Genomic DNA, 24768 nt, shown 5'->3' on the forward strand with positions numbered 1-24768 from the left:
TCCTCTTTCTAAATCTTAACGTACTTTGATAAATGCTTTGCGAAGTGCTTTGAGTTGCTCTTGCTCATCATCTGTCAATGGTCGTTCTTTTTCAAATGCTTTTATCGCATTAATCGATTCACGGATTTCATTTCGTTTGGTAATCATATCGTACTCGTATCGGTTTCGATATCCATATGTTTCAAGGGTATCTATTTCTTTAACGAATACTGGCATAAACTTACTTTCGATAATGAGTCGTTGTGCCTCAAAATGTTCTGGGATAATGAACGCTTCACCTAATGTTTCTACAGGTTCGTCAACAGTGACTCCTGGTGTAACAGTTGATAATTCAATTAGAATCCCACCACGCTCACGGAAGTAAATGGCATTAAAGTACTTGCGATTTTTAACTTCTGTTGGGAAGTATCCTGCACTGAGCAATTTTTCACGCCATGCCTCTTCGGTTCCACGTTCAATTGCAAATGCAATATGATGAACCGTTCCGTGTCCTTTGGTGCCGATTGTTGTTGTATGTTTACGGATGTCAATTAACCCGCCTAATCCCTCGTGGATTCGGAGTCGATAATATTCATCGTCTTCCGCAACAACCGAGTATCCGAAGAGATCGGTAAACAACGAAAGCGTTTGAGCAGGTCTTTCTGAGAAGAGAGCTGCATTATACAAACCTTTAATCGCTGTCTCTGGTTGTACACCATTGAATGCCCATTGACTGTTTGGACCTAACGGTGTTTCTACCAACTCAATATCCAATCCATGACGATCTGAGAATGCTAAATAACGCTCACCAAATCTTTCATAGGAATAATTGAAAATATCGAAGTGATCAAGTCTTTCTTTCCAGAAGTCGAGTGCTCCTGTATTCACTGCATAAGTAACGTATCCAACCTGACCATCTCCAATATCGCCTTCTTTAGAATCTGAAATTGGGAAATAGGTGGATAAGCCTGTACTGCCATCATGATTACCATAATAGAAATGGTACTCTTCAATATCGTCATAGTTTAATGTCTTTTTAACTAAACGCATTCCGAGCATTCCTGCATAAAAATCAACGTTTTCTTGTGCGTTTTTAACGACTGAAGAAACATGATGTAGTCCTAAAATTCTTTCCATAGTATAACCTACCTCCTTACCATGTTATTATATATTTTATGATTTTTGTTCTCAACTTATATGCTTAGATACCCTCTTTAAGCACTTTGGCAGGGTTTCCTCCAATTAACACATTATTAGGGAATGACTTGGTGACGACACTTCCCCCAGCAACGACAACATTATCTCCAAGTGTCACTCCAGGACAAATAACCGCAGCACCACCAATCCAAACATTGTCACCAATCGTAATTGGTTTACCTAATTCAAGACCACTGTTGCGTTCGGTTGCGTCGAGTGGATGCGTTGCCGTGTAAATCTGAACAGCAGGTCCTAGCATACAATTATCACCAAACGTAATCGGACACACATCCAACATCACGCAATCATAATTACAGTAGAAGTTATCGCCTACAGTTACGTTGTAGCCATAGTCTAATTTGAGTCCAACGCCAAAGCTGGCATATCCTTTTGCATTGATAATCTGTTTGTATAAATCACTGCGTTTGTGATTATCTGCAATCTGTGCAGCAGCAATCACAATCTCGCGTGCACGCGTTGTATCGCGTTGCAACTCAGGGTCACCTGCATCGTAAAGCAAACCTTGAATCATTTTTTCTTTTTCTGTCATAATAAACCTCACTTATACACTTATCCTATCACATTGACCCCATTTTTTTATGCCGTTTTTAGTGCTTCACAGGACATTCTAAAAAGTTTAAAAATATCAAACTAACATAAAAGCGATATCTTAATAAGACACCGCTTTGTAGTTTTGATTATGAGGTCGTCTTGTCGGGATTTTCTCCACGATAAGCATTATCATCTGCTGCCTTGAAGAACGGATAGTAGATTGCGACTGAGATAATTATATTTACGAGTTGCAAAATAGATCCCATGATACTACCTGTGGCAAGATACCCACCAATAAGTGGTGGCATTGTCCATGGAACCATGACACCGTTTGTCATTGGAACAATCTTGAAGTACATCGCTGCATACGAAACAGTGAAAACAACCAGTGGAGCAAGTACATATGGAATAAGCATGATTGGGTTCATAACAATCGGGAACCCAAACATAACCGGCTCGTTGACACCGAAAATAGTTGGTGGAACGGCAATTTTCGCCAGCTCTTTCATTTGCTTACTGCGACTACGAAGCACCAGCAAGATGGCGACTGCAATTAACACACCACTTCCTCCCATCCAAACAAAGACATTGAAGAATGAATAGTTAATGATGTTTGGAATTTCTTGGCCTGCTTGGAATGCAATTCTGTTCTGATCAAGCATGAGCATATAAGTTGGTTGCATCACACTTAAGACAAGATCCCAACCGTGAATACCTACTGTCCAAAATAACGATGTAATCAATATTGCGACTAAACCACCAACATATCCACCCCCGAGATAAGACAATGGCTTCCCAAGGATTACCGCTATAATTTCATGCATGTTTCCAAAACCAGCAAATTCGATTACCAATCTCAGCACCCAAAATAACGTAATCGTCAGAATCGACGGAATTAGGGCAACAAATGATTTACTGACTGCTGGCGGAACATTCTCCGGCATTTTTATGACGATATCTTTTTGGACCATAATACGGAATATTTCCGTACTGATTAATGAAACGATAATCGCTACAAAGAGTCCCTTACTTCCTAAATAACCAAGTGGAATTCCACCGTCTCCTGTTAAGGGTGTTACCACCAAGAAAGCTGCGAGTGAGATGAATCCTGCTGACACACCATCCACTGCATATTTATTCGCAAGGCTGTTAGAAATTGCAAACACACAAATCAAGGCCATAATACTAAATGTAGCATCCACAGCATAATTTAGTTTCGTAACCCAATCCGGACCGAATATTCCAGACACAAATTCTGTATACCCTGGAATTGGTAGATTACCTATAATTAAGAATATTGATCCAACAATTATCAATGGAATTGAAGCGGCCATACCATCCCGAATAGCGAGAAGGTGTCTTTGACCACCTATTTTGATCCCCAACGGTAAAACCTTATTATCCATAAAATTACTAATCTTACTTCCCACTTAAATCACCCCTTCTATATTAAGTTTAAATGGTATTCCAATACTTTAATCATATGCAATTGATAGTGCCTGCTTAAGATCTGTGATTGTCATCTGAGCTTCCAACAACCCGATAAACAATCTCGTATGGGTGATATCCAATCCCCTGGCCTTCATTGTCTCAAGATTATCAAACTTGTATCCTGGAAGAACCATACTTTCATAACCACCCCAACTCACGCCTATTAAAAATGTTTCCAATGTATTAATAAAGGTTTGAAGTTTGGTAGTATCTTTATCCGTAAAGGTTATTGCAAGTAGGCTTCCATACCCATCTAAATATTTTTCACTGCGTTCAGCTTGTTGAATGTATGGATGATATATTTTCTCAATACGAGGGTCATCCTTGAGTGCATCAATTACCGCTTTGACGTTACTGTTATGTTTTTCCATACGAATGGGGAGTGTTCGGATTCCACGTATTGCTAGAAAACTATTCATAGGACTACATGTTGATCCCATCATTAGGTATCCATTTTGTTCCACTTTGCCTACACCCTCAGTTGTTCCCAATACTGCACCTGCAACAATGTCAGAATGCCCACCGATATATTTTGAACAAGAGTGTAGAATCAGATCAATCCCGCTCTCTAGAGGTCTTTGAAACATAGGTGTTGCCCACGTATTGTCTATCATTGTAGTAATCTGTCTCGATTTCGCGATATCTGCGATTGCTTTTAAATCAACAATCTCAAATTTCTGACTTGAAGGACTTTCTAGATAGATTACGTCGGTATTGTCTTGAATTGCGCTTACAATTTCTTGGGTATCAACTGACATAACAACAGTATGAGATACTCCAAATTTTTCGAGACTTTTGATAAACTTCATGGCAGTCGAGTAAATAGAGTTAACAACAACAATATGACTACCATTCATAACATAGGACTGCAATGTTGCACTTATTGCGCCCATTCCCGATGCAAAAACTTTACATCGCTGTGCGCCTTCTAGCTCTGCAAGGAGCACTTCAAGTTTATGCGTTGTAGGATTAGAACCACGTGTATAAACATAGTTGTTAAATTCATCCTTGCTTGCAGCAACATATGCTTCATAGCTCTTTGAATAGAAAGAGGATGTCATCGCAATCTCAGGAGAAATTGCGTAGTGCGATTGTTCATCCGGAATCACCGCTAAACATGTTTTAATCAATCTATCTTTTATCATAATCATTTCAACCTCGCTCTGAACTACATAAACCGTACCAAGTAACCGCTTACTTAACAACAATTTGTTCGTAAAGAGAAAAAAATTACCGCTCTTTTAAGAATTTGTGCTTAAATTGCGGTAATTTTCGACTATTTGTTTAAATATTCATCTTTTACTTTAACAATGTAATCCTGATTTTTGCTGTACTCAAAACGATACATACTCGCAAATATGAGATTGATGGCATAAGATATTGCGGCATACGAGAATACAGTTCGAACCAATTCATCTTCTTCACGCAGCGGTGGCAATGGAATAATATGGGTTGCAAGACGACCCACGGGACTTGATTCGTCGGACGTCATAGCGATAATTTTAGCTCCTCGTTTTTTTAGAATTTGACATGCATTCACGACTTCTGCACTTTTGCCACTATAAGATATTATGATTGCTGCATCCTTGGGTGTTGCTTGTGCACAAAGAAATGTCTGCTCTGGCTGAAGAAATGCTATCCGTACAAACTTCGATACTTTCAAAAGTTTATTTTGAAAGTCATGCACGCTGATAAAGCTATCGCTAATTCCAACGCCATATAAATTTTCTGCCTTGTTTATTTCCGCGATTGTCTCACTTACTAATTCTTTCGTTAATAACATTTGGGTCGCGGTAATGGCTCTTTTTTGAAGTGTTCCAATACTATCCACAAGTTCCACTTCATTGCTCTTCTCATTAATAATTATCTGCTCTTCTGTCATCATCATGTGAACATTCACAGATCGCAATAAACTGATTTGAAATTCCTTATACCCTTCTACACCAAGTTTTTTGCAGAAACGAGTTATTGTAGCTGTCGATGTATTCGTACTTTCAGCAAGCTCATGCATTGATATTGTTAATACGCGGTCTGTATGTTCTAAGACATAATCGGCAATGTGGCTTTGTACCGGTGAAAGACCCTCTTTTTTTTGTAATTTACTGTAAACCATTACGAACTCCTTTATTTAGAATCAACAATTCTTATACGCTACATACGAACCCTTACCTCAGAGTCCGTACTTCCAACAAGGTACTTATCAATTCGAACGAAAAATGCGATAGCAATTATCAAGAGATACTTTGTTTAGTCTATTGAAAGTTTCTTATCAATGAGCGCTCGAATCTCAGATGTTGGATTCTCACCACTCTCAAGAAGATAGTGCGTATCGTCGACTTTCTTCAGATTATAGTTGAAGTATTCTGCATAACGATTCGCTTGGTAGTCAAAAATCGGACGCATCCATGGTGTTTTCAAATGAAGGACAACGGCACTATATGATCTATCATCTGGGCTCGGTTTTTCTAGAATATCGTAAACCCGATATTCCGAGGCAATTACAGATTCCTCGAACCAACTTCCGATATTTTCAGAATGCTCTGGATTGGGTTCACGTGGGTTTCCAAGTGATGTCAAGGTGCTCATAAACAACACGTTAAACGAAATCACGAATATCAAATATACAGAGACAGCAACCGCTAGATATTTCAGGTATTTATGAATCTTGGTATGTTTGATAATCTTCACAACTCCTAAAACGACTGCGGAAATGATGATTACCCATAAGATTCCTTTCATGCTGACTATATTCTCAAACAGGCCACTCCATCTAATAATTAACAGTGAGATGGTAAGTGCTGCGAATACGTTGATCAAGTTCGTATATTTTTTACCTGGTTTGAAATCAGAGTATCGACCATGTTTCAAATTTTGATACTCCTTAAAATAAGAATAGGTATAGATTGAATACGTCAAAATCAAATATGGATAGAGTATAAATGTTCCAAGACTTGCCTGACTTGTTATCGTCATGTACTTTGCTTGGGTTGAGTTATACATCGTATACATCCACATTCCAATTAACATTAAGTAAAATAGTGCGTTCCGTTTTAAGCGCTTTTTAATCGGTTCAAGCTCTAGCTCTTGCATATTATGAGCCTCTTCGAATGCTGGTTCGTGCGTTTTGAGGATTGCAATGGGTTCAATCCAGCCCACGATAGTTCGACCAAACGTCTTCATAAATTCACGAAATGCATATTCATTATTACCCCAACCTTTAGAATTACGTGATGGCATCGGAATCAATTCGTACCGAAGGGTCTTATCATCACTAGATTCAAACTGTTGAAAGAAGAGCGTAAAACGTTTTAAATGATACCCTTCTTGTACTTTTTCATTAAGATAGGCTTCGTAATGCTTATACTGGGACAATTTGATACGTCTGAATTCAATCATAACTTTCCTCCATTGAGATTCCCTCTTGGGCTAACATTGTTATCATTTCTTGATTTGGTTCAGTGCTGTTGTGAAGCACATAGACATCCGTCGATGCTTCAATGATGGTGAAATCATGCTCCGTTGAATAGCGCAACATCTCATAATCTAATAATGGACGCATCATCGGCGCATGCAACCGCATCACGATAACCGTTGAAGTTGGTTCAAGTATTGCTTCCCCACTCTCTCTAGATTGCATGTCGCGCAATGTGTATCGTGATGCAAACACCGATTCACTATACGTAGCAACGACTGATTCCGTTTCATAATAGCTTGGGTGTGCATGAACAACTTTTTCTTTATAGGGTTGCATCCCCAAGAGTATTCCGATTGCAAGTATAAAACCAATACAACTGACACCAATATACTTGGTGCGTTTTGACGTTGTTTGTTGGGACGAAAATTTTAAACGGTAAATAGTGTCGAAAGTATGCACACCTATCAAAAGCCAAAGACCCAATACTAGTTCCCACTGATTGGCTAAGTTGAACATTCCAATAACCAAGAGCCCTACAAAAGTAATAAAAGATAGTACTGAAGCAATCCCTTCATAACGATAACCAGGTACAAAGGGAACAAATTGCCGATTTTGAAGCCGTTCGAGATCGTGTCGCGTATCTTTTAGCGTTTTAAAACCAGTAATGGATGTATACGAGAATAGAAATAGCGACCAAACTTTTAGGGAATTGGTGAGAATGTTGAGATCTGTCGCAAGTACAATTTGAATCAATATAAGTACAACGACTCCGATCTGCACTCTTCCATTCCATCGCATTTGGCGAATGTGTCTTTGAAGTGGTTCAAGGTCTAAGTCCGTCGAAATGTCGCGTGTTGAAATGTTTGATATCGATGTTTCAAAAATAGCAAAAGGACCGAACCAAGCGATAAATTTACGATCAAATGATTCAATGAATGCTTTAAACTCACGATTATTTTCTAGAAATCCTTTATACCTTCGGTGGGCTTTGGGAATGATTTCATATCGAACGTTAATGTCACTATTTTTTTCAAATCGTTGATAGAGTGAATTGAAACTTTTGAGATGATACCCTCTCGTAACCATCTCATTCAAGTATGCCTCATACGCTACGTATGCAGAAGGACTTACATTTCGAAATTCAAGCATTTCAACCCTCCTTTCTAATTTTCTTTGAGCACCTCTTGAGCATCAAGTATTATTTGCTTGTAATTATCAATCGCATTATGGAGCGCAGAGGTTCCTCTAGTTGTCATTGTATAGGTACGAGCACGTCCTTCGCGGTTCGTTTCATAAATATAGCCATCACTCTCGAACTTCGCAAGTATTGTATACAGCGTTCCTGGTCCCAAGACAACACGACGGTTCGTTTTCTCTGCTACCCAGTCTACAATTTCTTTCCCAAACATATCACGATGTTGCAGTGCCATAAGAACATAAATCATTGTTTCTGTCATGTACACCCCCCAATATCGACCAACGATATCATCTATCGATATTATAGCACAGTCTGTTTAACCTACCAAATAAAAAAAGTCACAAAGTGACTTTTAAAGGCGATACAACGTATAAGACGACCGTGAGGTATAAGGAGTGTCTGCGGAAAAAATGTCGCCTTGTCCAAAGTTGATCGCATTCGCAGGGAACTGCGGCTCGATTGCAAGGGCACTAAAATTGTGTGCGTCCTCACCATGTTCCTGTTTAAAGGTTTCATCAAAATAATTCGCAAAGTAAAGACGTAAAACTGGTAGTGATGTTTCACACACCAACATCCGCGTTTGCGTTTTTAGATAGAGTTTTCCATCAAGACGATAATCGTGATCAATAAAGCGTGTTTTTTTAAATTCTGGATGCTTCTGTGTTAATGCTTCTTCGATTGATTTCCAAGCTCTAAAATCAAATGCGGTATGCGCAACATTGAGCGTAACACCATCATTCGCTAAACTCGCATCAACCGTGTAAATTTCATTAGCTTCAACTTTTAAAGAATGGTTTGCGAGAGAATTGCTTCCATCTAAATTAAAGTAATTGTGTGTCGTAATGTTGACTGGAAACGGTTCGCTCGGAAGGGCAGATGTTGTAACAATGAGTTGTGCATCTTGGAGTTGGTAGGTTACTGTCGTCTTGAATGTTAACGTATAACCATCATGTGGTGTATCCTCCAACTCAAACCGAATGCCATCCTCTATTATTGTGTATGAGAATGTTTTAAAAGCATGTGATTGGTAACCACCGTGAAGGTGGTTCGGATGATTGTTGATTGAAAGTGCATATTCTTTTTTATCCACACATAAGTGACCGTCTTTGATGCGTCCTGCGGTTGGACCAACAACACTTCCAAGATACACTGGATTGGATTCATACAAATCGAGGTCTTGGTAACGAACAACACAGTTAGGCTCATTCACAAATCCAAAGTGAATTAGTGTTGCACCGTACGATAACACACGAATATCGATGATACCATTGGATAATGCAATAACATCCGTAAATGCCTCATGAAAAACTTCAACGTTTAATTTCATGAGAACCGTCACCGATTTCTGCGACATAAAAGTTTGCTTCATAACCAATAACTTCTTTGTATTTGTTTCCAACGTTTTTGATAAATGTTGGAATGGCATCGGTAGTAACAATTGCTATTGCACACCCACCAAAACCAGCACCTGTTACGCGGGCACCAATACATGATGCTTCGTCCCATGCTGCTTCAACAATGGAATCAAGCTCTTTACCTGTAACTTCATAATCATCTTTAAGACTTTTGTGACTTGCATTGAGCAGTTTACCGAATGCAAGAAGTTCACCATGACGCAGTTTACGAACCGCACGATGAACACGATCATTTTCACTGATGGCATGACGGGCACGTCGGTATGCAACCATATCATCTCTAAAGGCATCCACAATAGCTTCTAATTGTTCGCGGTTGAGTTGGCATAGTTCACTGACATCGTAATGATTCTGAATGATTGATAAAGCGCGTGCACATTCCTCCAAACGTTCATTATATTTTGAATCAGCGAGTGCCCGTTGTTTATTCGTGTTCATAATTACGATTTTATGACCTTCCAATTGCACCGGTACGCGTTCATAATCAAGTGTTTCGGTGTTAAGACGCAATGCTGTATCCTTTTGTCCAAACATAACCGTAAATTGGTCCATAATTCCCGTATTTACCCCAATATACTGATTCTCAGAATCTTTGGTAACAACCACAAGATCGAGATCGCTTAATGGCAATTGATTAATTTTACGAATAAATTCTGCCGTCACAATCCCAAGCGACGCACTACTGGACAATCCCGCACCATTTGGAATATCACCATAGTAAAGTACTTCAAATCCCGTATCGATTGATAGTCCTTTTTGTGCAATGGTTGCAATGATCCCTTTAGCATAGTTTACCCAACCATGATTTTCATCATATGCTAAGTCTGATGCGTCAATTTCTAAGATCTCTGTATCCGAAACATTGAGTGATACAAAGCGAAATTTATGATCATCGCGGATACGCACCAAAGCGTAGGTACCATTTGTAATTGCACATGGAAATACGTTACCGCCACTGTAATCAATATGTTCACCAATCAAGTTAATCCGACCTGGTGCAAAAAATGCGTAATCATATTCTTTCCCAAAAACCGACTCAAATTTATTCTCTAATAATTCCATAATGCCCCTCCTAAAAAGACTCCCTAAGCTTATTTTTTACGCATTGATTTACGAATATCTAACGCTACTGCAATAACAATCACAATTCCTTGGATAACGTTTGTCATATCTGGTTTAACCCCTAAATATGCTAAACACACTTTCAATAGCTCAAAGACAAAGACCCCAAGTAAGATTCCAGGAACGGTCCCTTGTCCTCCTGTTGTTGATACCCCACCAATAGTAGCAGAAGCAATTGCTTCTAATTCATAACTTGTACCTGATGAAGGTCCTACGGATCCTGTTTTTGCGGATAGTAAGTAACCAGCCAGTCCATAAAGTGCCCCTGCAAGTACAAAGATTTTGATTTTAGTGCGTGGCACGTTAACTCCTGAAACTTCAGCTGCTTGTTCGTTACCACCAATTGCGTACATATTTTTCCCGTAACGGGTTTTATTATAAAGAACCCACATGACGATACCGACAATCGCTGCAATAATTACCAAGTATGGGATGGTCCCAAACAGTTTCCCTTGACCAACTTGAATGTACGAGTCTTTAAATGTTCCAATTGGTTGGTTACCACTATAGAGCATATTGAATCCATAAATCATAATTTGTGTTCCCAAAGTTGCCAAGAATGGTGGAACGTGGAAATACGCAATAATGATACCATTCATTAATCCTAACAATGCACATGCTGCGATAACGATTAGCAGTGGCACAAAGATTGGTAAATCTGGTAAATTCGGAAAAAACTTCCCAACAAAATCAGGTTGCTGTACTAATGTTCCTGCTAAAATTGCGGAGAATCCAACAATTCGTCCTGCAGATAAATCGGTTCCACGGATAATCAATGTTCCCGAGATACCAAGCGCAATGATAAACCGTACTGACGTATTAGCGAGAATGTTTGATGCATTTCCAATGGTAAAGAAATTACTTTGGGTAGTCCCCGTGAAAATAATCATAACCGCTACCACGATGAACATTGAGTAATCGGTAAGTATTTTTTGAATATCTATTTTTTTATCTTTTTTAAATAATTTAGTTGTCATACTATTCTCCCTGCATAAATTTGGTTGCGAGTGTCATCACAGATTCTTGCGTAGCATCTTTGCTATCAAGGAATCCAGATATACGGCCTTCGCACATAACCATAATTCGATCGGATACGTTCAGTAACTCCGCCATTTCAGATGTAATCATAATGATGCTTTTTCCTTGGCTTGCTAAATCGTTGATTATTTGATAGATTTCAAATTTAGCGCCAACATCAATCCCTCGAGTTGGTTCATCCAAAATTAAGATGTCTGGATTATTTGCAAGCCATCGGGCTAAAATAACTTTCTGTTGATTTCCCCCAGACAAGTTTTCGATTTTAGTACGTTTCGATGCGGTTTTGATTCTGAGTTTTTCAATTGAATCCGTAACCATCGTATTCACACTCTTATCATTAATTATTCCGTATTTAATATGATCATCAATGGATGTAATTGCGATGTTATCTTCAACAGACAAAACCCCAAATATTCCAGTACTGCGGCGATCTTCTGTTACCAGCGCTATTTTATTGGCGATGGCATCATTTGGATGTTTAATAATCGTTTGGGTTCCATTAATTTTGATTAAGCCTTGCTCAATAGGACGGATGCCGAAGATCGCTTCCATCAGCTCAGTCCGTTGTGCCCCAACAAGTCCACCAACTCCCAGTACCTCACCCTGTTGTAGTTCAAAGAAGCATTCTTTGAAGGATAAAGGATCGGTTGATGTAAGGTTTTCAACCCGTAGAATGACATTCTCATGTGGCACATTGGTTTTTTCGGGAAACATGCTTGTCAGTTCACGACCAACCATATTTTTAATGATGGATTGAACACTCATTTCAGAACTGGACCATGTGTTAACATATTGTCCATCACGCATAATGGTAATTTCATCTGAAATACGTAAGATTTCATCCATCTTATGAGAAATATAGATGATCGCAATATTCTTTTTCTTTAAACGATCAATAATACTAAAGAGCATTTCAACTTCTGATGTTGTTAGCGATGATGTGGGCTCATCCATAATGACAATTTTGGCATTGTGCGATATCGCTTTTGCAATCTCAACCGACTGCATCTGCGAAACAGTTAACGTCTCTAAAAGTGCCGTTGGCTTTTTGTCTAAACCAACCTCTTCAAGTAAATCTTTAGTCCAAGCATTGATTTTTTTATGGTCAACTAAGCCAAAACGATTCAATGGATATTTCCCAAGAAATATATTTTCTGCAATCGTCATTTTACGAATCGGTTGAAGTTCTTGATGAATCATTGCTAATCCTGCATCCATGGCCTCTTTAGCATTTTTGAACTCAACTTCTTGGCCATTATAGATAACCGTTCCAGCGTCGCGATGGTAAATCCCGAAGAGACATTTCATCAACGTTGATTTACCCGCTCCGTTTTCACCCATTAAGGCATGCACGGTCCCAGGCTTAAGTGCCAGTTGAACGTTATCTAGAGCTTTAACACCAGGAAATGATTTTGTTAAGTTTGATATTTCGAGTATGTTTGTTTCCATAATTTACCTACCTATTAAAAAAGTGTGCCGAAGCACACTTTAATGTTTCTATCCGCGCTCCGCGTAACGTACTTTAATTTCTGCAATCGTTTCTTTACGTGCATCCACACGTTTCAATTCTGCATCTTCAGGTTTCGTTACACCAACGTAATCATGCCAGTAGTATGCTTCAATATCTTTACCTTGCATTAATTCAACAGCAACATCTGCAGCGGTGTGTGATTGGTTAAAGTGGTCATTGAGGACTGTTCCTGTCAATTGTCCATTTTTCAGCAATTCAAGTGCATCAGGAATTGCATCAACACCGACAATATAGATATCTTCGCCAACTTTACGTCCAGCAGCGTTAATTGCAGTAACCGCACCAACTGCCATACCATCGTTGTTTGCAAAGATTACTTCAAGATCTTTACCAAATTGTTCCAACGCACTCGCTGTGAATTCTTGCCCTTTAGCGGAGTCCCAGTTTGCTTGGTAAGGTTGTGCGAGTAGGTTTACAGTTCCACCTTTTGCCTCATATCCTTTAATTGAATATTCAGTACGTTGCTGTGCATCAACGTTTGCAGGGTCACCCATTAATGTAATATATGAGATTTTACCATCACCGTTGATATCTCCCTTGTTTGGAAGTCCTGCAATCATTTCACCTTGAATTGTTCCTGATTGTGTTGCATCAGCGCCAACATAGGTTGTCTTACCTGGCCAAATTTCTAAGTCTTGAGGGGTTGGCTCACGGTTAATTAAGACAACAGGTATTTCTTTAGCTTTGGCTGCATTAATTACAGATGCTGCCGCAGTTGGATCAACTAAGTTAGCAATAATGACATCTTTTCCTTGAGCAATAAAATTATTGATTTGCTCGGTTTGTGTTGACTGGTCTTGTTTACCATCTTGGATGTCTAATTTATAAGTATTACCATCTTTAGCACCCAGCTCACCAAAGTATTTTTCTAGCTCTTGGCGGTAGAGTGTCATGAAGTTGTCATCAAATCGATAAATCGCAACACCAACATTATATGTTTTTCCAGAACCTGAAGACCCATCGGTCTTGGCATTGTTTGCACCACACGCTACGAGCAGTACAGACGCAAATAATATGACGAGTACTTTTTTCAATTGCTTCATTCTATTGTCCTCCCTTTGACAAAAGTATATTGCTTGTGTACGTTCATAATATGCAATGTAAGCGCTTTTGTCAACGAAGTTTACTAAACGTTTACCAATTTCGCGGATTCACGTTTAATGAGTTTCGGAACTATTTGGGTTTTACTTGGGGTGTTATGTCCAGTGTTTATTTGGATTAACAGAAGTGATGACGCGATATCTCCCATCAACTTTGTATTTAAACGAACGGTGGTAAGTGGTGGATTCAAATAGCGTGATGTTGCGATATCATTGCAACCAACAATCGATACCACATCCAATTTCTTTAGTTCGCCCAGCGCGCGAATGGCACCCATCGCAATCGTATCAGATGCACAAAAATATGCAGTCGCTAACCGGTTGGTTTTAGCTGCATCAATAATTGCGTCATATCCTGTACGCGCATTGAATGTTCCAAAATGAATGTGTTCTTTATAATTGGATGGTCCCTTTTGGTCCATCATTTCGATATAATGTTTTTCTCGTTTATCCTGATATGGTGCTTGTTCTGGCCCCATAAACTCTTTCCCGCCGATATATCCAATTGTTGTATGTCCAAGCGACCACAGGTGTTGTAGAGCCAGTTTTGAAGCCATTTCCAAATCTTGGACCACCGAGGTGAATCGTGTTTCGTCTGGATTCGAATCAACAAAGATAAGGTTTGAATTAGCTTGTGATAGCGACTCTACTTGCTCCATCGAGAACTTCCCAAGACAAATTAAGCCATCAAATTGTTGGGTAAAGACATCTTCCATATTATCTTTATAAAATCGATGTACGCGATAGCGTTCTTTAATCCAAAAGCTTTCCACACTTTTCCGCAATGCATAATAGTACGGATCTTCTTCTTCCTCTTCACTCGATATCCATTGAATAATAGCGATCGAATTGTTGATCATGTTTGACTTTGTATTATATTCTAGAGATTGTGCAGCAAGTAAAACTGCTTCTCGTGTTTCTTCTTTTACATTTAGCGTTGGATCATCATTTAAAATTCGTGAAACGGTTGATGTACTTACCTTCGCTAATTTTGCGATATCTTTTAATGTAGCCATAAATTATGCCTCCTGATATCACTATAGTAAATTTTTAGTAAAATATCTAGTTGTTTTTAATGAAACGTTGATAACGTTGGCGTACAATGTAGACATATGCAGCCAATCCCAGTGTTGGAATCAGGACTAGCAGATACAAGCCATTCAAATCTTTCATAAAGAAATAGGCATATAGAAAGATGACTGCAATCAACACAACACCTACGAATCGGTCAACACGATTCACTTTAAGTTGAATCGCATCTTTGCGATCATCATAATTTTGGGGAACTGGCAGTGTTATCGTTTGTGGGCGAGCAAAGAAGTAGTAATAGCCTCCTTGACTCCCCAAATATTCACAACACATCACGAATCCAGCATCAGTATAATCCTGAAGTGACGCAGGTTCTACCGAGAAATGGACCGCATACGTTAATGGGCCTTTATCGGTCGGCTCAAACGTATAGCGTTCACCATCAAATGTTTTGAGGATATACCCTTCTTTAGCTTCCAAATAGCGAATTTCATCAGCAACTTGATCCAATCCAAAGTATTTTTTTTCAATCATGAGTACTTCCTCCAATTGCTTTCAGTTTAGTCATAAATGACGCCCTCGTCAAGATAGCAAAAGAAAACCACCTTATGGTGGTTTCTAGTGGTTACATGGGAATTCAATAATAACCTTGAACAGGTCGCCATCAATTTCAATGGTAAATTGTCCTGCTTGAATTTGTGTAAAGCTCTGTGCGATTGCTAGTCCAAGCCCGCTTCCCGTTTCCGTTCGAGACTTATCGCCACGGACAAACCGTGCAACAACTTCATCTGGTTTCAAGTTAAGGGGTGATGCAGAGATGTTCTTCATTGAAACGCGTACATTTGATTCATGGACTGATACATCGACATAGAAACGCGTATGCTCCATTCCATATTTCACAACATTTTGAATAATGTTATCGAAAATCCTAAAAGTTTTGTCGGCATCCAAATTAACCATTAATGGTTGATCCGCGATTTCCGTTACAACTTGAATATCACGATTTTCGAGTGTATCTTGATGCTCAATAAGTGCTTGTTCAACCAGAGACACGATATCCAGTTCTTGGAATTCCAATCGAATTTCTCCTGAGCTTGCTTTACTGATATCGAACAAATCTTCAATCAGTTTTGTAAGACGTTCGGTATAACTGTTAAGGCGCATTGTGTACTCCAAACGTGTGGCATTATCCAATGTATCGTCCTGCAAGAGTTCACTATAATTACGAATGCCTGTTAGTGGTGTTTTTAGATCATGCGAGACATTTGTAATTAATTCTGTTTTCGTTAACTGTGATTGCATTGCTTCTTTAACGGCATGATCGAAGCCTTTATTAATGGTTGATAATTCATCCAGAATTGGCCTAAATATCGTTGTTTGCATTGGTTCGACGGTATCGAAATCACCACGTGCAATATGCGCAGCTTGTGCTTGCAGTGCTAAATAATCACGTTTCACACCATTCAACAAACGTATACTGTAATACGCCAAGACGACGCCATAGATGAGTGCAAACACGACTCCTACCGAACCCATACCAATTAAAATTAGAATAATTAGAGTATTAATTGCCACTAAAGCCATAATTCGATTTTTGAATTTTGGTGTAAGAGGCGATGTTAAAATCTCATCCGAATTTTGTTTTAACCGACATAAGATACGACCTGTATAGGATTTTTCTTTTAAGGTTCTAAATATTCCGAATGTTAGAACGCGTTTCACATAAAATAGTAAGAGCGCATATATAGCATAGACAGCCGCCCATGCGAGGTACAGGTGTGATGCAATAAGACCATATGAAATCGCATTACCCATAGAAAGTGTTAAAAATATGTCATCCATACGATACGCATAGATAGAACCTATTGATAATATGAAAACTGTCGCATAACTCACCAATATTCCCAAGAATATTACCACAAGTTCAAGCTTGAGATTCCACAAATTCTTGAATGGCGAAACTGAACTGGAGATGCTAATTGGGTAAATTAGAAAGAACACCGCCAAAATCATGATGCCAGCAACCAAAATCGTTGCTGCAGTGTTTTGATACATTCGGTAATTGGACGCTATAGTAGTTGCGATTTCGGACTCTTTAAGTTCTGTCTGATTAGCAGATAATGCGAATACATAATCGAATTTATCACTGAATGTATAGGAACCCTGAAATTCTGGATTATCTGGATATCGAACACCTAAACGTTCGTATGGAAACCGTGCCGTATCCATATACGGTTGGAAATCTTCAGGTGCATAGACCGTCAATGACCACTGAAACAAATCCTTATCATCTCTTTTCGCAAAATCAGCCGCATTTGAACCTGCAACCACTTCTTGTGTGTTTTTATCTACCAGCCAAAAACGGATGGCAGGGTCATTCACAAACTGTTTGGATACATCTTCCATACTCTTATAGACAATACGTTCAAAATTGGAATCTTGGCTCGCAGCCTTCACATCATGAAGTACCTCAGTCTGTGTATCATTTGCATGTGAATAGGTCGCCGCTACTATCGTCATTGAATGTGGATAACGACTCATCAACTCATTGGTCGCAATCGGACGGATGGTGGCATTGGGTTGGATTAAGACGTTTGAACCGTATCCCAACGCTCCGATTAAAATTAATAACAATGTTGTAAATAATAGTTTCTTTTTCATAAGTTTACTCGGTATCTTTTTCTATTTTGTAGCCTACACCCCAAACTACTTTGAGATAGCGTGGATTTTTCGGATCAATTTCAATTTTTTCGCGTATCTTGCGGATGTGAACCATGATGGTCTCACTTGAAATTGCGGTTTCTTGCCATACTGCTTCATACAGCGCATCACTTGAAAAAACATGTCCTGGATGCTTTATAAGATGTTCTAAGATTTGGTATTCCTTTGGTGTTAAGTGAACCGACTCTCCATCCACCTCGACATGCTTCAATTCAGGCATGAGTACCAGACCACCAACTTGGTAGAATTTCGGATTCGTCTTACGACTTAGTTGTGCATGTAAATCCAGTGTCTGCTCATACCGACGCAAGTGCGAGCGCACCCGGGCAAGTAACTCTATACTACTGAATGGTTTTGTCATGTAGTCATCGGCCCCAAGATTGAGCCCTTGAACTTTATCAACTTCTTCTGACTTTGCACTTAAGAAGATGATGGGAAAGTTATGTTTCATGCGAACATGCATCGTAAACGTACTACCATCCATTTCTGGCATCATAATATCTACGATTGCTAGATGAATGGTTTCTTTGGTAACGATGTCTAATGCCTCTTTACCATTGCATGCTTGCAGTACCGTGTACCCTTGTTTCTCTAAATTAATTGCGATGGCCTCGCGAATTCCCAAATCATCTTCAACCACCAATAAAGTATGTGTCATTACTGTTGCCTCCATTATAAATATTATAGTTATTATTGATCAGAATGTACAATTGCGCCAAATACAGTAAGCGCTAAGCATAGAACTAAAAATAGTGTATCCATACCATTCCCCTTTCGATTGTTATTATCGCAAAGGATTCTTAGGAATCGGCTATGACAATTCTTAAGATTTTCTTAAGAACGCTTACTTTAGGAGGCAACCAAGGGATTCTATTGATTATTCAAGCTGGATTCAGTACAATTTGACTATAAATGAAGGTAGGTCAATAGTATGGTATTTGAGGATAACGAAAAATTTAATGAATTGGTAAACGTATTGGCATCACTGGATAATGAGACCGATGTCCGCAATTTTCTTATTGATTTATGCACCATCAAAGAATTATTAGATTTTTCGGAACGCTTGTTTGTTGCGAAATTGTTACATGAAAATCAAACCTATGATGCCATCAGCAAACAAACCAAAATGAGTACCGCAACCATCGCACGTGTCAACAAAGCCCTAAACTATGGTACAGGTGGATACCAAAAAGTCCTCAATCCGAAATCAAACACTTCGAAATAAGACATGGAAAAAACGTCCTTTGCGACGTTTTATTTTGCTTTTTTCACTTCAACACTTTACTGAAGTAAAGTGTTGGTGTATGATAGCTGCAAGGAGATACTACTTATGAAAAAACTACTACTGATGATTTCAGTCTTAATAGTCTTATCCGGTTGCGCTAAGACAAAAAGCGATACCCTAACGATTGGTTACACAAATTTTCCACCCTTGGGCTACCGTGATGAATCGGGGCAAGCTGTCGGATTTGATATCGACTTAGCACGTGCTGTAGCGCATGAAATGGAGATCACTATTGAATTCCAATACATTAACTGGGACACTAAAATTTTAGAATTAAACAGCGGTAATATTGATGCAATTTGGAATGGCTTTAGCATCACACCGTCACGACAAAAAGAAGTGTTATTTACACAGCCCTACATTGATAATGCGATCGTTCTCATCACCAACAAAGATAACACGACACTTCAATCTCTTGATGATTTATCTACTGTCGCCATAGGTGTCGAATCAGAAAGCAGTGGTTATCACACGTTAGAGTCTTTATTTGATATCAATACTTTAGACATTCGCCGGTTCACATCGATTAATGAAGCATTATTGGATTTAAAGGCACAAAGCATTGATGTTGTTGTAACTGATGCTATTTACGCTAACTATGTCATGAACCAAAGTGATGATTACAGGATTGTCGAAGGCATTAAACTCACAGCCGAACAATATGGTATCGGATTACGAATGGGCGACACCGAACTTCAGACATCTTTGAATACAGCAATCGAAACATTACGTCAAAATGGGACGTTGCGTGATTTAAGTATAAAGTGGTTTGGCGAGGACCTTAGCCTATGATGGCATACCTTTCAAATTTGCTGCCTATACTTTTGTCCGGCATCCAATTAACACTGATTGTTTATGTAGCAACGCTTTTGCTTTCGATTCCACTTGGCTTTCTTGGTGCATTATTGACACAATCGAAAATTAAGGGTCTAACCCGAATTATCGATGTCTTTACCTGGATAATTCGAGGTACACCTTTGTTGCTTCAACTTTATTTTGTGTTTTATGGATTACCCATTCTTTTTCAAATTACCATTCGAGACAAACGGCTTCTCTTCGCTATTTTGACGTTTACGATTAATTATGCGGCTTATTTTATCGAAATTTTTAAAGGCGGCTTCGCAAGTATTGACCCTGGGCAATGGGATGTCTCTTTGATGCTTGAGCTTTCGCGATGGACAACATTAAAATCAGTCATTATTCCGCAAGTATTTGCAAATACAATTTATGTCATCGGAAATGAAGCCATCACACTGGTGAAAGATACCGCACTCCTTGCCACCGTTGCCTTACCTGATTTACTCATGGTATCCAAAGAAGCACTCTCCCGTGATGCACGTGTAGATGCTCTTGTTTTCAGTAGTGTGTTCTATTTATTATTTACTTTAATCGTCGTAGTTTCGGTAAAATCACTCTCTCAAAAATGGAAGGTCGAGGTCTAAACAATGATTCAAATAAAAAATCTCAGTGTTTCGTATCACCAAAATAAAGTGATCGAAGGGCTAAATCTGACGGTCCAACCAGGGGACTTTGTAGCTTTAGCAGGTCCAAGTGGCGTTGGAAAATCAACACTTTTACGGATTATTGCATCGCTACAGACCCCCACCTCCGGATCCTATACTAATTCTTTTGAACACACAGGTATGATTTTTCAAGATTATCAACTCTTTCCACACTTGAATGTCTGGCAAAACATCATCTTAGCGCCATTACATAAGAAGGATCGAAACATCCAAGAAATTGAATTGCAAGCACGTTCATTGATGGATCACTACGCTATTGCTAATCTATCTGATAAATTCCCTCAAACCTTGAGTGGCGGTGAAAAACAACGTGTTGCGATTGTGCGCGCTTTAATGCTTCATCCAACTTTGCTACTCGTTGATGAAGCTACGAGTGCTCTTGATGAGGCTCGTGCTGTATCCTTTATGGATCACTTAAAAGCATTAAATGATACTGGAATTACAATCATTTTTATCTCTCACAATGATGCTTTGATGAAGCAATACGCCAAAAGAATCATTAACCTTACTACAATTTAGGCACAAAAAAAGTTGGCGACTCATAAATTTAGCGCCAACTTTTGAAATGCAATTATGCAGCATCTGATGTTTCTTCAACAGTTTCTTCAACAGCGTCTTCAACTGTTTCTTGAACGGTTTCAGTTGTATCTTTAACGTCCTCTACAAAGTCAGAGATGGAATCATCCGCTTTGTGAATTGCATTCTTGATATTTCCTTTTCCTGTGTCAATCCAACCATCAACTTGCATCATTGGATCATCAAGGTATTCTCCTGCTGTGCGTTTCACTGCACCGGTTATTTCATCTAAATAACCTGCTTGGCGTAGTGTTTCATAAATTGCGACACCCGCAACTGCACCCAAAACTACGTATCCTAATTTTTTCATGATTACCCTCCTTGTGATTTAATCTTAACACTTTTCTCGAACACATGCATAAACTCACCTGTGATAACACAAGATTTTTACGACACTTTCACATTTCATAAATATCGATTTACGAGCTAAAACAAGTATTCTCGAAGTGTTTATTAAGATTTAATTAATAATTCTTAATTTGAATACATATACACTTCATATATTTATAACATCTTTATTTCATGACAAAATGGGCTTGGTTCATGACAAATCAACCACAGCATCCGATTGGATTGGTATGATGTCCTTGTTGAAGCAAGCACTTAAATTTATCATTACATTTAGATGCCCCAAACATTTCATGTATTCGCTTGCTTCAGCATTTATAACTCCTAATAATATCTCGGCTATAATATCTATACTTATAGATTTATCTTCGGCTCAATAATATGTTGGAACTTTGCTTACACACTGTTTCAGCACTCAGCTTATTAACACATCGGAGCATACCCCTGTAATCCGAAACCTCAAATTAATTGAAATGAACCCCATATCTACACTACCAATACATTTCAAGAGCCTCGAGATATTATTTCCTCATTGTAAGAGTTATCCCCCATAGCCCTTACAAAAAAAAGTGATACATCCCCCATGTATCACTTTTTTTATTGATTAGATAGCTACATTGTGAATGATAAAATTGTAGCTAGCGAAGCCAAACCATTCAATACTTCTATTGTTGGTTTTGCAAGATTTTTCATTGCATTTAATAAACCTTTCTGATCATTTGCTTTTGAGAACGCAATTGCTTTTTCAATTTTCTTTTTTTCTTCAGAATCCGTTATTTGCTCTAATGATAACTCTAAATCATGTGTCACTTGCACATAATCTATATTTATATTGGATATGTCTCCCATACTGCCAATACTTGATTCCGTGATGATAGTACCGTGGTTAGATTTATCATCACCGCCCACATTCGATACGACGCTATCCTTAACTGTTGAGTTTATTGTTGAACCTTTAATGTCACGATACTCTGTTACATCTCCCGCTGCAATATTCGAATTCGTTATTGTTGCATTAGTAAAGTCGAATTCTACTTTTTGAACTGACCTACCCCCTTCTTCAATAATTTTTTTCACTGTATTATAGCTTTTTTCCAGGAAATTTAAATCTTGAGATTCAAATGCTACTATATCACCTGAGGCAAGCTGGAAATTTAAGGACGAGAATGACCTCATATAAGCATAGTATCCAGCAATCATACTGGATACTACCATTAGCATGAATCCAGCAACACTAAAAGGTGTTGGCATTTTTACCAATGCGATTCCTAAAATCACCCCTAAAATAATTCGGAAGTATGGGATGGAAATATCTAGTTTACCGCAAGCTATCCGGGTTATATTACGAATTTGAATCAGATGATTGTTGTACTCAATTACACCTTCGTTAATTAAAAATTTAGACTGTTTTAGTCGTTTTATGTTTGATTTCATAATCTTCTCCTTTGATGTGTTCTACAAGTCTACGGTATTCGCCATCAACCTTATCATTGGTAAATGAATAAAAACTCCTTGTTGCACAAGTCGTTTCAATCATAATAACCACAAGGGTCCTTTCTCTAATCGTCTTAAATAATCCGATTATACCCAGCAATAATGCGCCATACGCAATCATATTGCCTCTTTGCATAAACACAAGCGCTATGAGCATAACTAGGATGCTTTCAAATATTTCTGACCATACCAAACCACGTCTTGTCATTGATGTACATGTTATTGTTTTGCTATGAATTAGCTGACCCTGAACTGATAAACATGAACTGTCGTACGAGAAAATTGGATTATAGTTCTGTTGTTGCTTTGATTCGAGTCTGTTAAGTCCCTCAACAATTTTCATCTTCAACCATCTAAAGCTCCTGATTGCTTGTTCTTTCGCCTTTTTCCACAACGCTTTAGATTCTTCCGGATATTTGCGAATTACTAACCATATTGCGACAGTTAGACCAATTAGTGATATTCCGGCAACAACAATCAAAGCGAGTGCTACAACCTTAAATGATTTATAGGAAGATGTAAGTGTAATTGAGTTGAAAATATCATTAGAGTTTTTCTCATTTTTAGAATTTTCTAACACGCGCTCAACACCTTCATAATTGGCCTCAGTTTTAATTGGCATCGTACCTTCTAAATTAAATAACGAATCAGAGTTCAACTTTATAATGGTAGATTGGTAATGTTCGTCAAAAAAGAACGATGATTCGAAATTACTTTTATGATCAACTGTCATAAATGATGATCCATATACAGACATTACTTCCGACATCATCTCTGGATTTAACAAATCAACATCTTCTATGTAAATTGAGTGGTTTTCCCCATTGCTTTGATGTTGGAATGTAACCAATTTTAGTTTGTCCTTAAGAAATCCATTCAGATTTTCATCGAAATCAGTGTATTGATCAGTAGTTTTAAATGCCAAACTCAAATCGACTCGATTATCCCTTTTGGCAGTCACTTCAAAAACTACAGCGTCGATGTTCTGAACTTGATCAATATCGATTCGAGTATCAAACGATTGTTTATTACTTCCCGAGATAGAATAAGAGGTGGAAGATGACGAAATCAAGGATGACTCTGTAGTATTGATTAACTTTCCTGATTTAACGATGCCATCTTTTAACCAAGACATAAATACATCCGGATTATCTTTAAATTTTATATTAAAATACGAATGAAAAGGATGTTTATTTGAATATGGTTCTACAACTGCTTCATTTTGCGATTTCTTATTGCTTAGCGCTTCGTATGTACTGATGTATTCTGCATAAGTCGAATACTTTACGGTAAATTTATAAATATCCTTACTCGTTTCATCTACCTGTGCAAACGTGTAGTTTAAAGGCATTTCTGATGAAATAATAGATAACAATGACTCTTTCCCACCTGTTAAATATTTGTAGTCATCATGTGCCACTTCCACTTCAACAGCGAGTACAATTTCTTTTGATTCTGGCTCCACTGTAACTTTATATTTGGTTACCGCACCACATCCAACCAGAATCACAATCATACATAAAAAAAGTAAGGACTTTCTTACTTTCATTCTCAATTTATACACCCCCAAAATGTATTAGTAATTGCATTGTAGCAAATTAATGTGAATCTATACACTAACTTATCCTCTAAACATGTATTTATATAAGAATTGACAATTAAATTAGATGATGTGTACATTTTATGTGATATACTCTTCTATTTTTAAAATTCTAAAGTTATACTTCTTTACTCAAGTTTGGAAGCAAACGTAT

24 protein-coding genes are annotated in these 24768 nt (G+C 38.3%); 4 read left to right on the plus strand and 20 right to left on the minus strand.

Going from position 1 to position 24768, the window contains the following annotated elements; all coding sequences use genetic code 11:
- Positions 1 to 15: 15 nt before the first annotated feature.
- From GVV19_RS00390 to GVV19_RS00470, 17 genes are all read right to left on the minus strand, one after another.
- Positions 16 to 1116, minus strand: coding sequence for a VOC family protein (locus tag GVV19_RS00390; protein WP_159639226.1), 1101 nt, complete (start codon positions 1114 to 1116; stop codon positions 16 to 18).
- Positions 1117 to 1180: 64 nt separating this feature from the next.
- Positions 1181 to 1726, minus strand: coding sequence for a sugar O-acetyltransferase (locus GVV19_RS00395; RefSeq protein WP_268891701.1), 546 nt, complete (start codon positions 1724 to 1726; stop codon positions 1181 to 1183).
- 148 nt (positions 1727 to 1874) lie between these two features.
- Complete coding sequence (gene celB / locus GVV19_RS00400; RefSeq protein WP_201288170.1) at positions 1875 to 3158, minus strand: PTS cellobiose transporter subunit IIC; 1284 nt, start codon at positions 3156 to 3158, stop codon at positions 1875 to 1877.
- A 45-nt stretch (positions 3159 to 3203) separates the two neighbouring features.
- Positions 3204 to 4370, minus strand: coding sequence for a trans-sulfuration enzyme family protein (locus GVV19_RS00405; RefSeq protein ID WP_236262307.1), 1167 nt, complete (start codon positions 4368 to 4370; stop codon positions 3204 to 3206).
- Positions 4371 to 4495: 125 nt separating this feature from the next.
- On the minus strand, positions 4496 to 5332 hold the full coding sequence (locus GVV19_RS00410; RefSeq protein WP_159644688.1) for a MurR/RpiR family transcriptional regulator: 837 nt from the start codon (positions 5330 to 5332) through the stop codon (positions 4496 to 4498).
- A gap of 134 nt (positions 5333 to 5466) precedes the next feature.
- Positions 5467 to 6615 carry a DUF2812 domain-containing protein gene (locus tag GVV19_RS00415; RefSeq protein WP_159644690.1) on the minus strand — a complete coding sequence of 383 codons (1149 nt, stop codon included), beginning with the start codon at positions 6613 to 6615 and terminating at the stop codon, positions 5467 to 5469.
- Positions 6608 to 7783: a DUF2812 domain-containing protein gene (locus tag GVV19_RS00420; RefSeq protein ID WP_159644692.1), complete on the minus strand. Its 1176-nt coding sequence runs from the start codon at positions 7781 to 7783 to the stop codon at positions 6608 to 6610. The genes GVV19_RS00415 and GVV19_RS00420 overlap by 8 nt, the downstream gene beginning before the upstream one ends.
- Before the next feature lie 14 nt (positions 7784 to 7797).
- Positions 7798 to 8091 carry a PadR family transcriptional regulator gene (locus tag GVV19_RS00425; protein WP_159633698.1) on the minus strand — a complete coding sequence of 98 codons (294 nt, stop codon included), beginning with the start codon at positions 8089 to 8091 and terminating at the stop codon, positions 7798 to 7800.
- A 93-nt stretch (positions 8092 to 8184) separates the two neighbouring features.
- Positions 8185 to 9159, minus strand: a complete 975-nt coding sequence (locus tag GVV19_RS00430) for an aldose epimerase family protein (RefSeq protein ID WP_159644694.1) — start codon at positions 9157 to 9159, stop codon at positions 8185 to 8187.
- Positions 9143 to 10309, minus strand: a complete 1167-nt coding sequence (locus GVV19_RS00435; protein ID WP_159644696.1) for a galactokinase — start codon at positions 10307 to 10309, stop codon at positions 9143 to 9145. The genes GVV19_RS00430 and GVV19_RS00435 overlap by 17 nt, the downstream gene beginning before the upstream one ends.
- Positions 10310 to 10338: 29 nt before the next feature.
- Entirely contained in the window at positions 10339 to 11346 is a 1008-nt protein-coding gene (locus GVV19_RS00440) for a galactose/methyl galactoside ABC transporter permease MglC (protein ID WP_159639231.1), read from the minus strand.
- Between the two features lies 1 nt (position 11347).
- On the minus strand, positions 11348 to 12856 hold the full coding sequence (locus GVV19_RS00445) for a sugar ABC transporter ATP-binding protein (RefSeq protein WP_159644698.1): 1509 nt from the start codon (positions 12854 to 12856) through the stop codon (positions 11348 to 11350).
- 48 nt (positions 12857 to 12904) lie between these two features.
- The gene (locus tag GVV19_RS00450; RefSeq protein WP_159639233.1) at positions 12905 to 13981 is read right to left on the minus strand and encodes a galactose ABC transporter substrate-binding protein; all 1077 of its coding nucleotides are present in this window, start codon (positions 13979 to 13981) and stop codon (positions 12905 to 12907) included.
- A gap of 83 nt (positions 13982 to 14064) precedes the next feature.
- Positions 14065 to 15054, minus strand: coding sequence for a LacI family DNA-binding transcriptional regulator (locus GVV19_RS00455; protein WP_159639234.1), 990 nt, complete (start codon positions 15052 to 15054; stop codon positions 14065 to 14067).
- A 46-nt stretch (positions 15055 to 15100) separates the two neighbouring features.
- Positions 15101 to 15601, minus strand: a complete 501-nt coding sequence (locus tag GVV19_RS00460; RefSeq protein ID WP_159644700.1) for a DUF2812 domain-containing protein — start codon at positions 15599 to 15601, stop codon at positions 15101 to 15103.
- Positions 15602 to 15685: 84 nt separating this feature from the next.
- Positions 15686 to 17728, minus strand: a complete 2043-nt coding sequence (locus GVV19_RS00465) for a HAMP domain-containing sensor histidine kinase (protein ID WP_159644702.1) — start codon at positions 17726 to 17728, stop codon at positions 15686 to 15688.
- Positions 17729 to 17732: 4 nt separating this feature from the next.
- The gene (locus tag GVV19_RS00470) at positions 17733 to 18446 is read right to left on the minus strand and encodes a response regulator transcription factor (RefSeq protein WP_159644705.1); all 714 of its coding nucleotides are present in this window, start codon (positions 18444 to 18446) and stop codon (positions 17733 to 17735) included.
- Positions 18447 to 18719: 273 nt separating this feature from the next.
- Between GVV19_RS00470 and GVV19_RS00475 the strand changes: the two genes are divergently transcribed.
- From GVV19_RS00475 to GVV19_RS00490, 4 genes are all read left to right on the plus strand, one after another.
- Positions 18720 to 19013, plus strand: coding sequence for a YerC/YecD family TrpR-related protein (locus GVV19_RS00475; protein ID WP_159644707.1), 294 nt, complete (start codon positions 18720 to 18722; stop codon positions 19011 to 19013).
- Between the two features lie 105 nt (positions 19014 to 19118).
- Positions 19119 to 19865 carry an amino acid ABC transporter substrate-binding protein gene (locus GVV19_RS00480; protein ID WP_159644709.1) on the plus strand — a complete coding sequence of 249 codons (747 nt, stop codon included), beginning with the start codon at positions 19119 to 19121 and terminating at the stop codon, positions 19863 to 19865.
- Positions 19862 to 20515: an amino acid ABC transporter permease gene (locus GVV19_RS00485; protein ID WP_159644711.1), complete on the plus strand. Its 654-nt coding sequence runs from the start codon at positions 19862 to 19864 to the stop codon at positions 20513 to 20515. Before GVV19_RS00480 ends, GVV19_RS00485 begins: the two co-directional genes overlap by 4 nt.
- A 3-nt stretch (positions 20516 to 20518) precedes the next feature.
- Positions 20519 to 21115 carry an ABC transporter ATP-binding protein gene (locus GVV19_RS00490; RefSeq protein ID WP_159644713.1) on the plus strand — a complete coding sequence of 199 codons (597 nt, stop codon included), beginning with the start codon at positions 20519 to 20521 and terminating at the stop codon, positions 21113 to 21115.
- Between the two features lie 52 nt (positions 21116 to 21167).
- On the opposite strand, the gene GVV19_RS00495 is transcribed toward GVV19_RS00490, so the two are convergent.
- The 3 genes from GVV19_RS00495 to GVV19_RS00505 form a co-directional block, all read right to left on the minus strand.
- Positions 21168 to 21482: a hypothetical protein gene (locus GVV19_RS00495; RefSeq protein ID WP_159644715.1), complete on the minus strand. Its 315-nt coding sequence runs from the start codon at positions 21480 to 21482 to the stop codon at positions 21168 to 21170.
- A 650-nt stretch (positions 21483 to 22132) separates the two neighbouring features.
- Positions 22133 to 22954 carry a hypothetical protein gene (locus GVV19_RS00500; RefSeq protein WP_159644718.1) on the minus strand — a complete coding sequence of 274 codons (822 nt, stop codon included), beginning with the start codon at positions 22952 to 22954 and terminating at the stop codon, positions 22133 to 22135.
- Entirely contained in the window at positions 22920 to 24563 is a 1644-nt protein-coding gene (locus tag GVV19_RS00505; protein ID WP_159644720.1) for a hypothetical protein, read from the minus strand. Before GVV19_RS00505 ends, GVV19_RS00500 begins: the two co-directional genes overlap by 35 nt.
- Positions 24564 to 24768: the final 205 nt, after the last annotated feature.

Source organism: Erysipelothrix anatis (assembly GCF_009828745.1).
Lineage (GTDB): Bacteria > Bacillota_I > Bacilli_A > Erysipelotrichales > Erysipelotrichaceae > Erysipelothrix > Erysipelothrix anatis.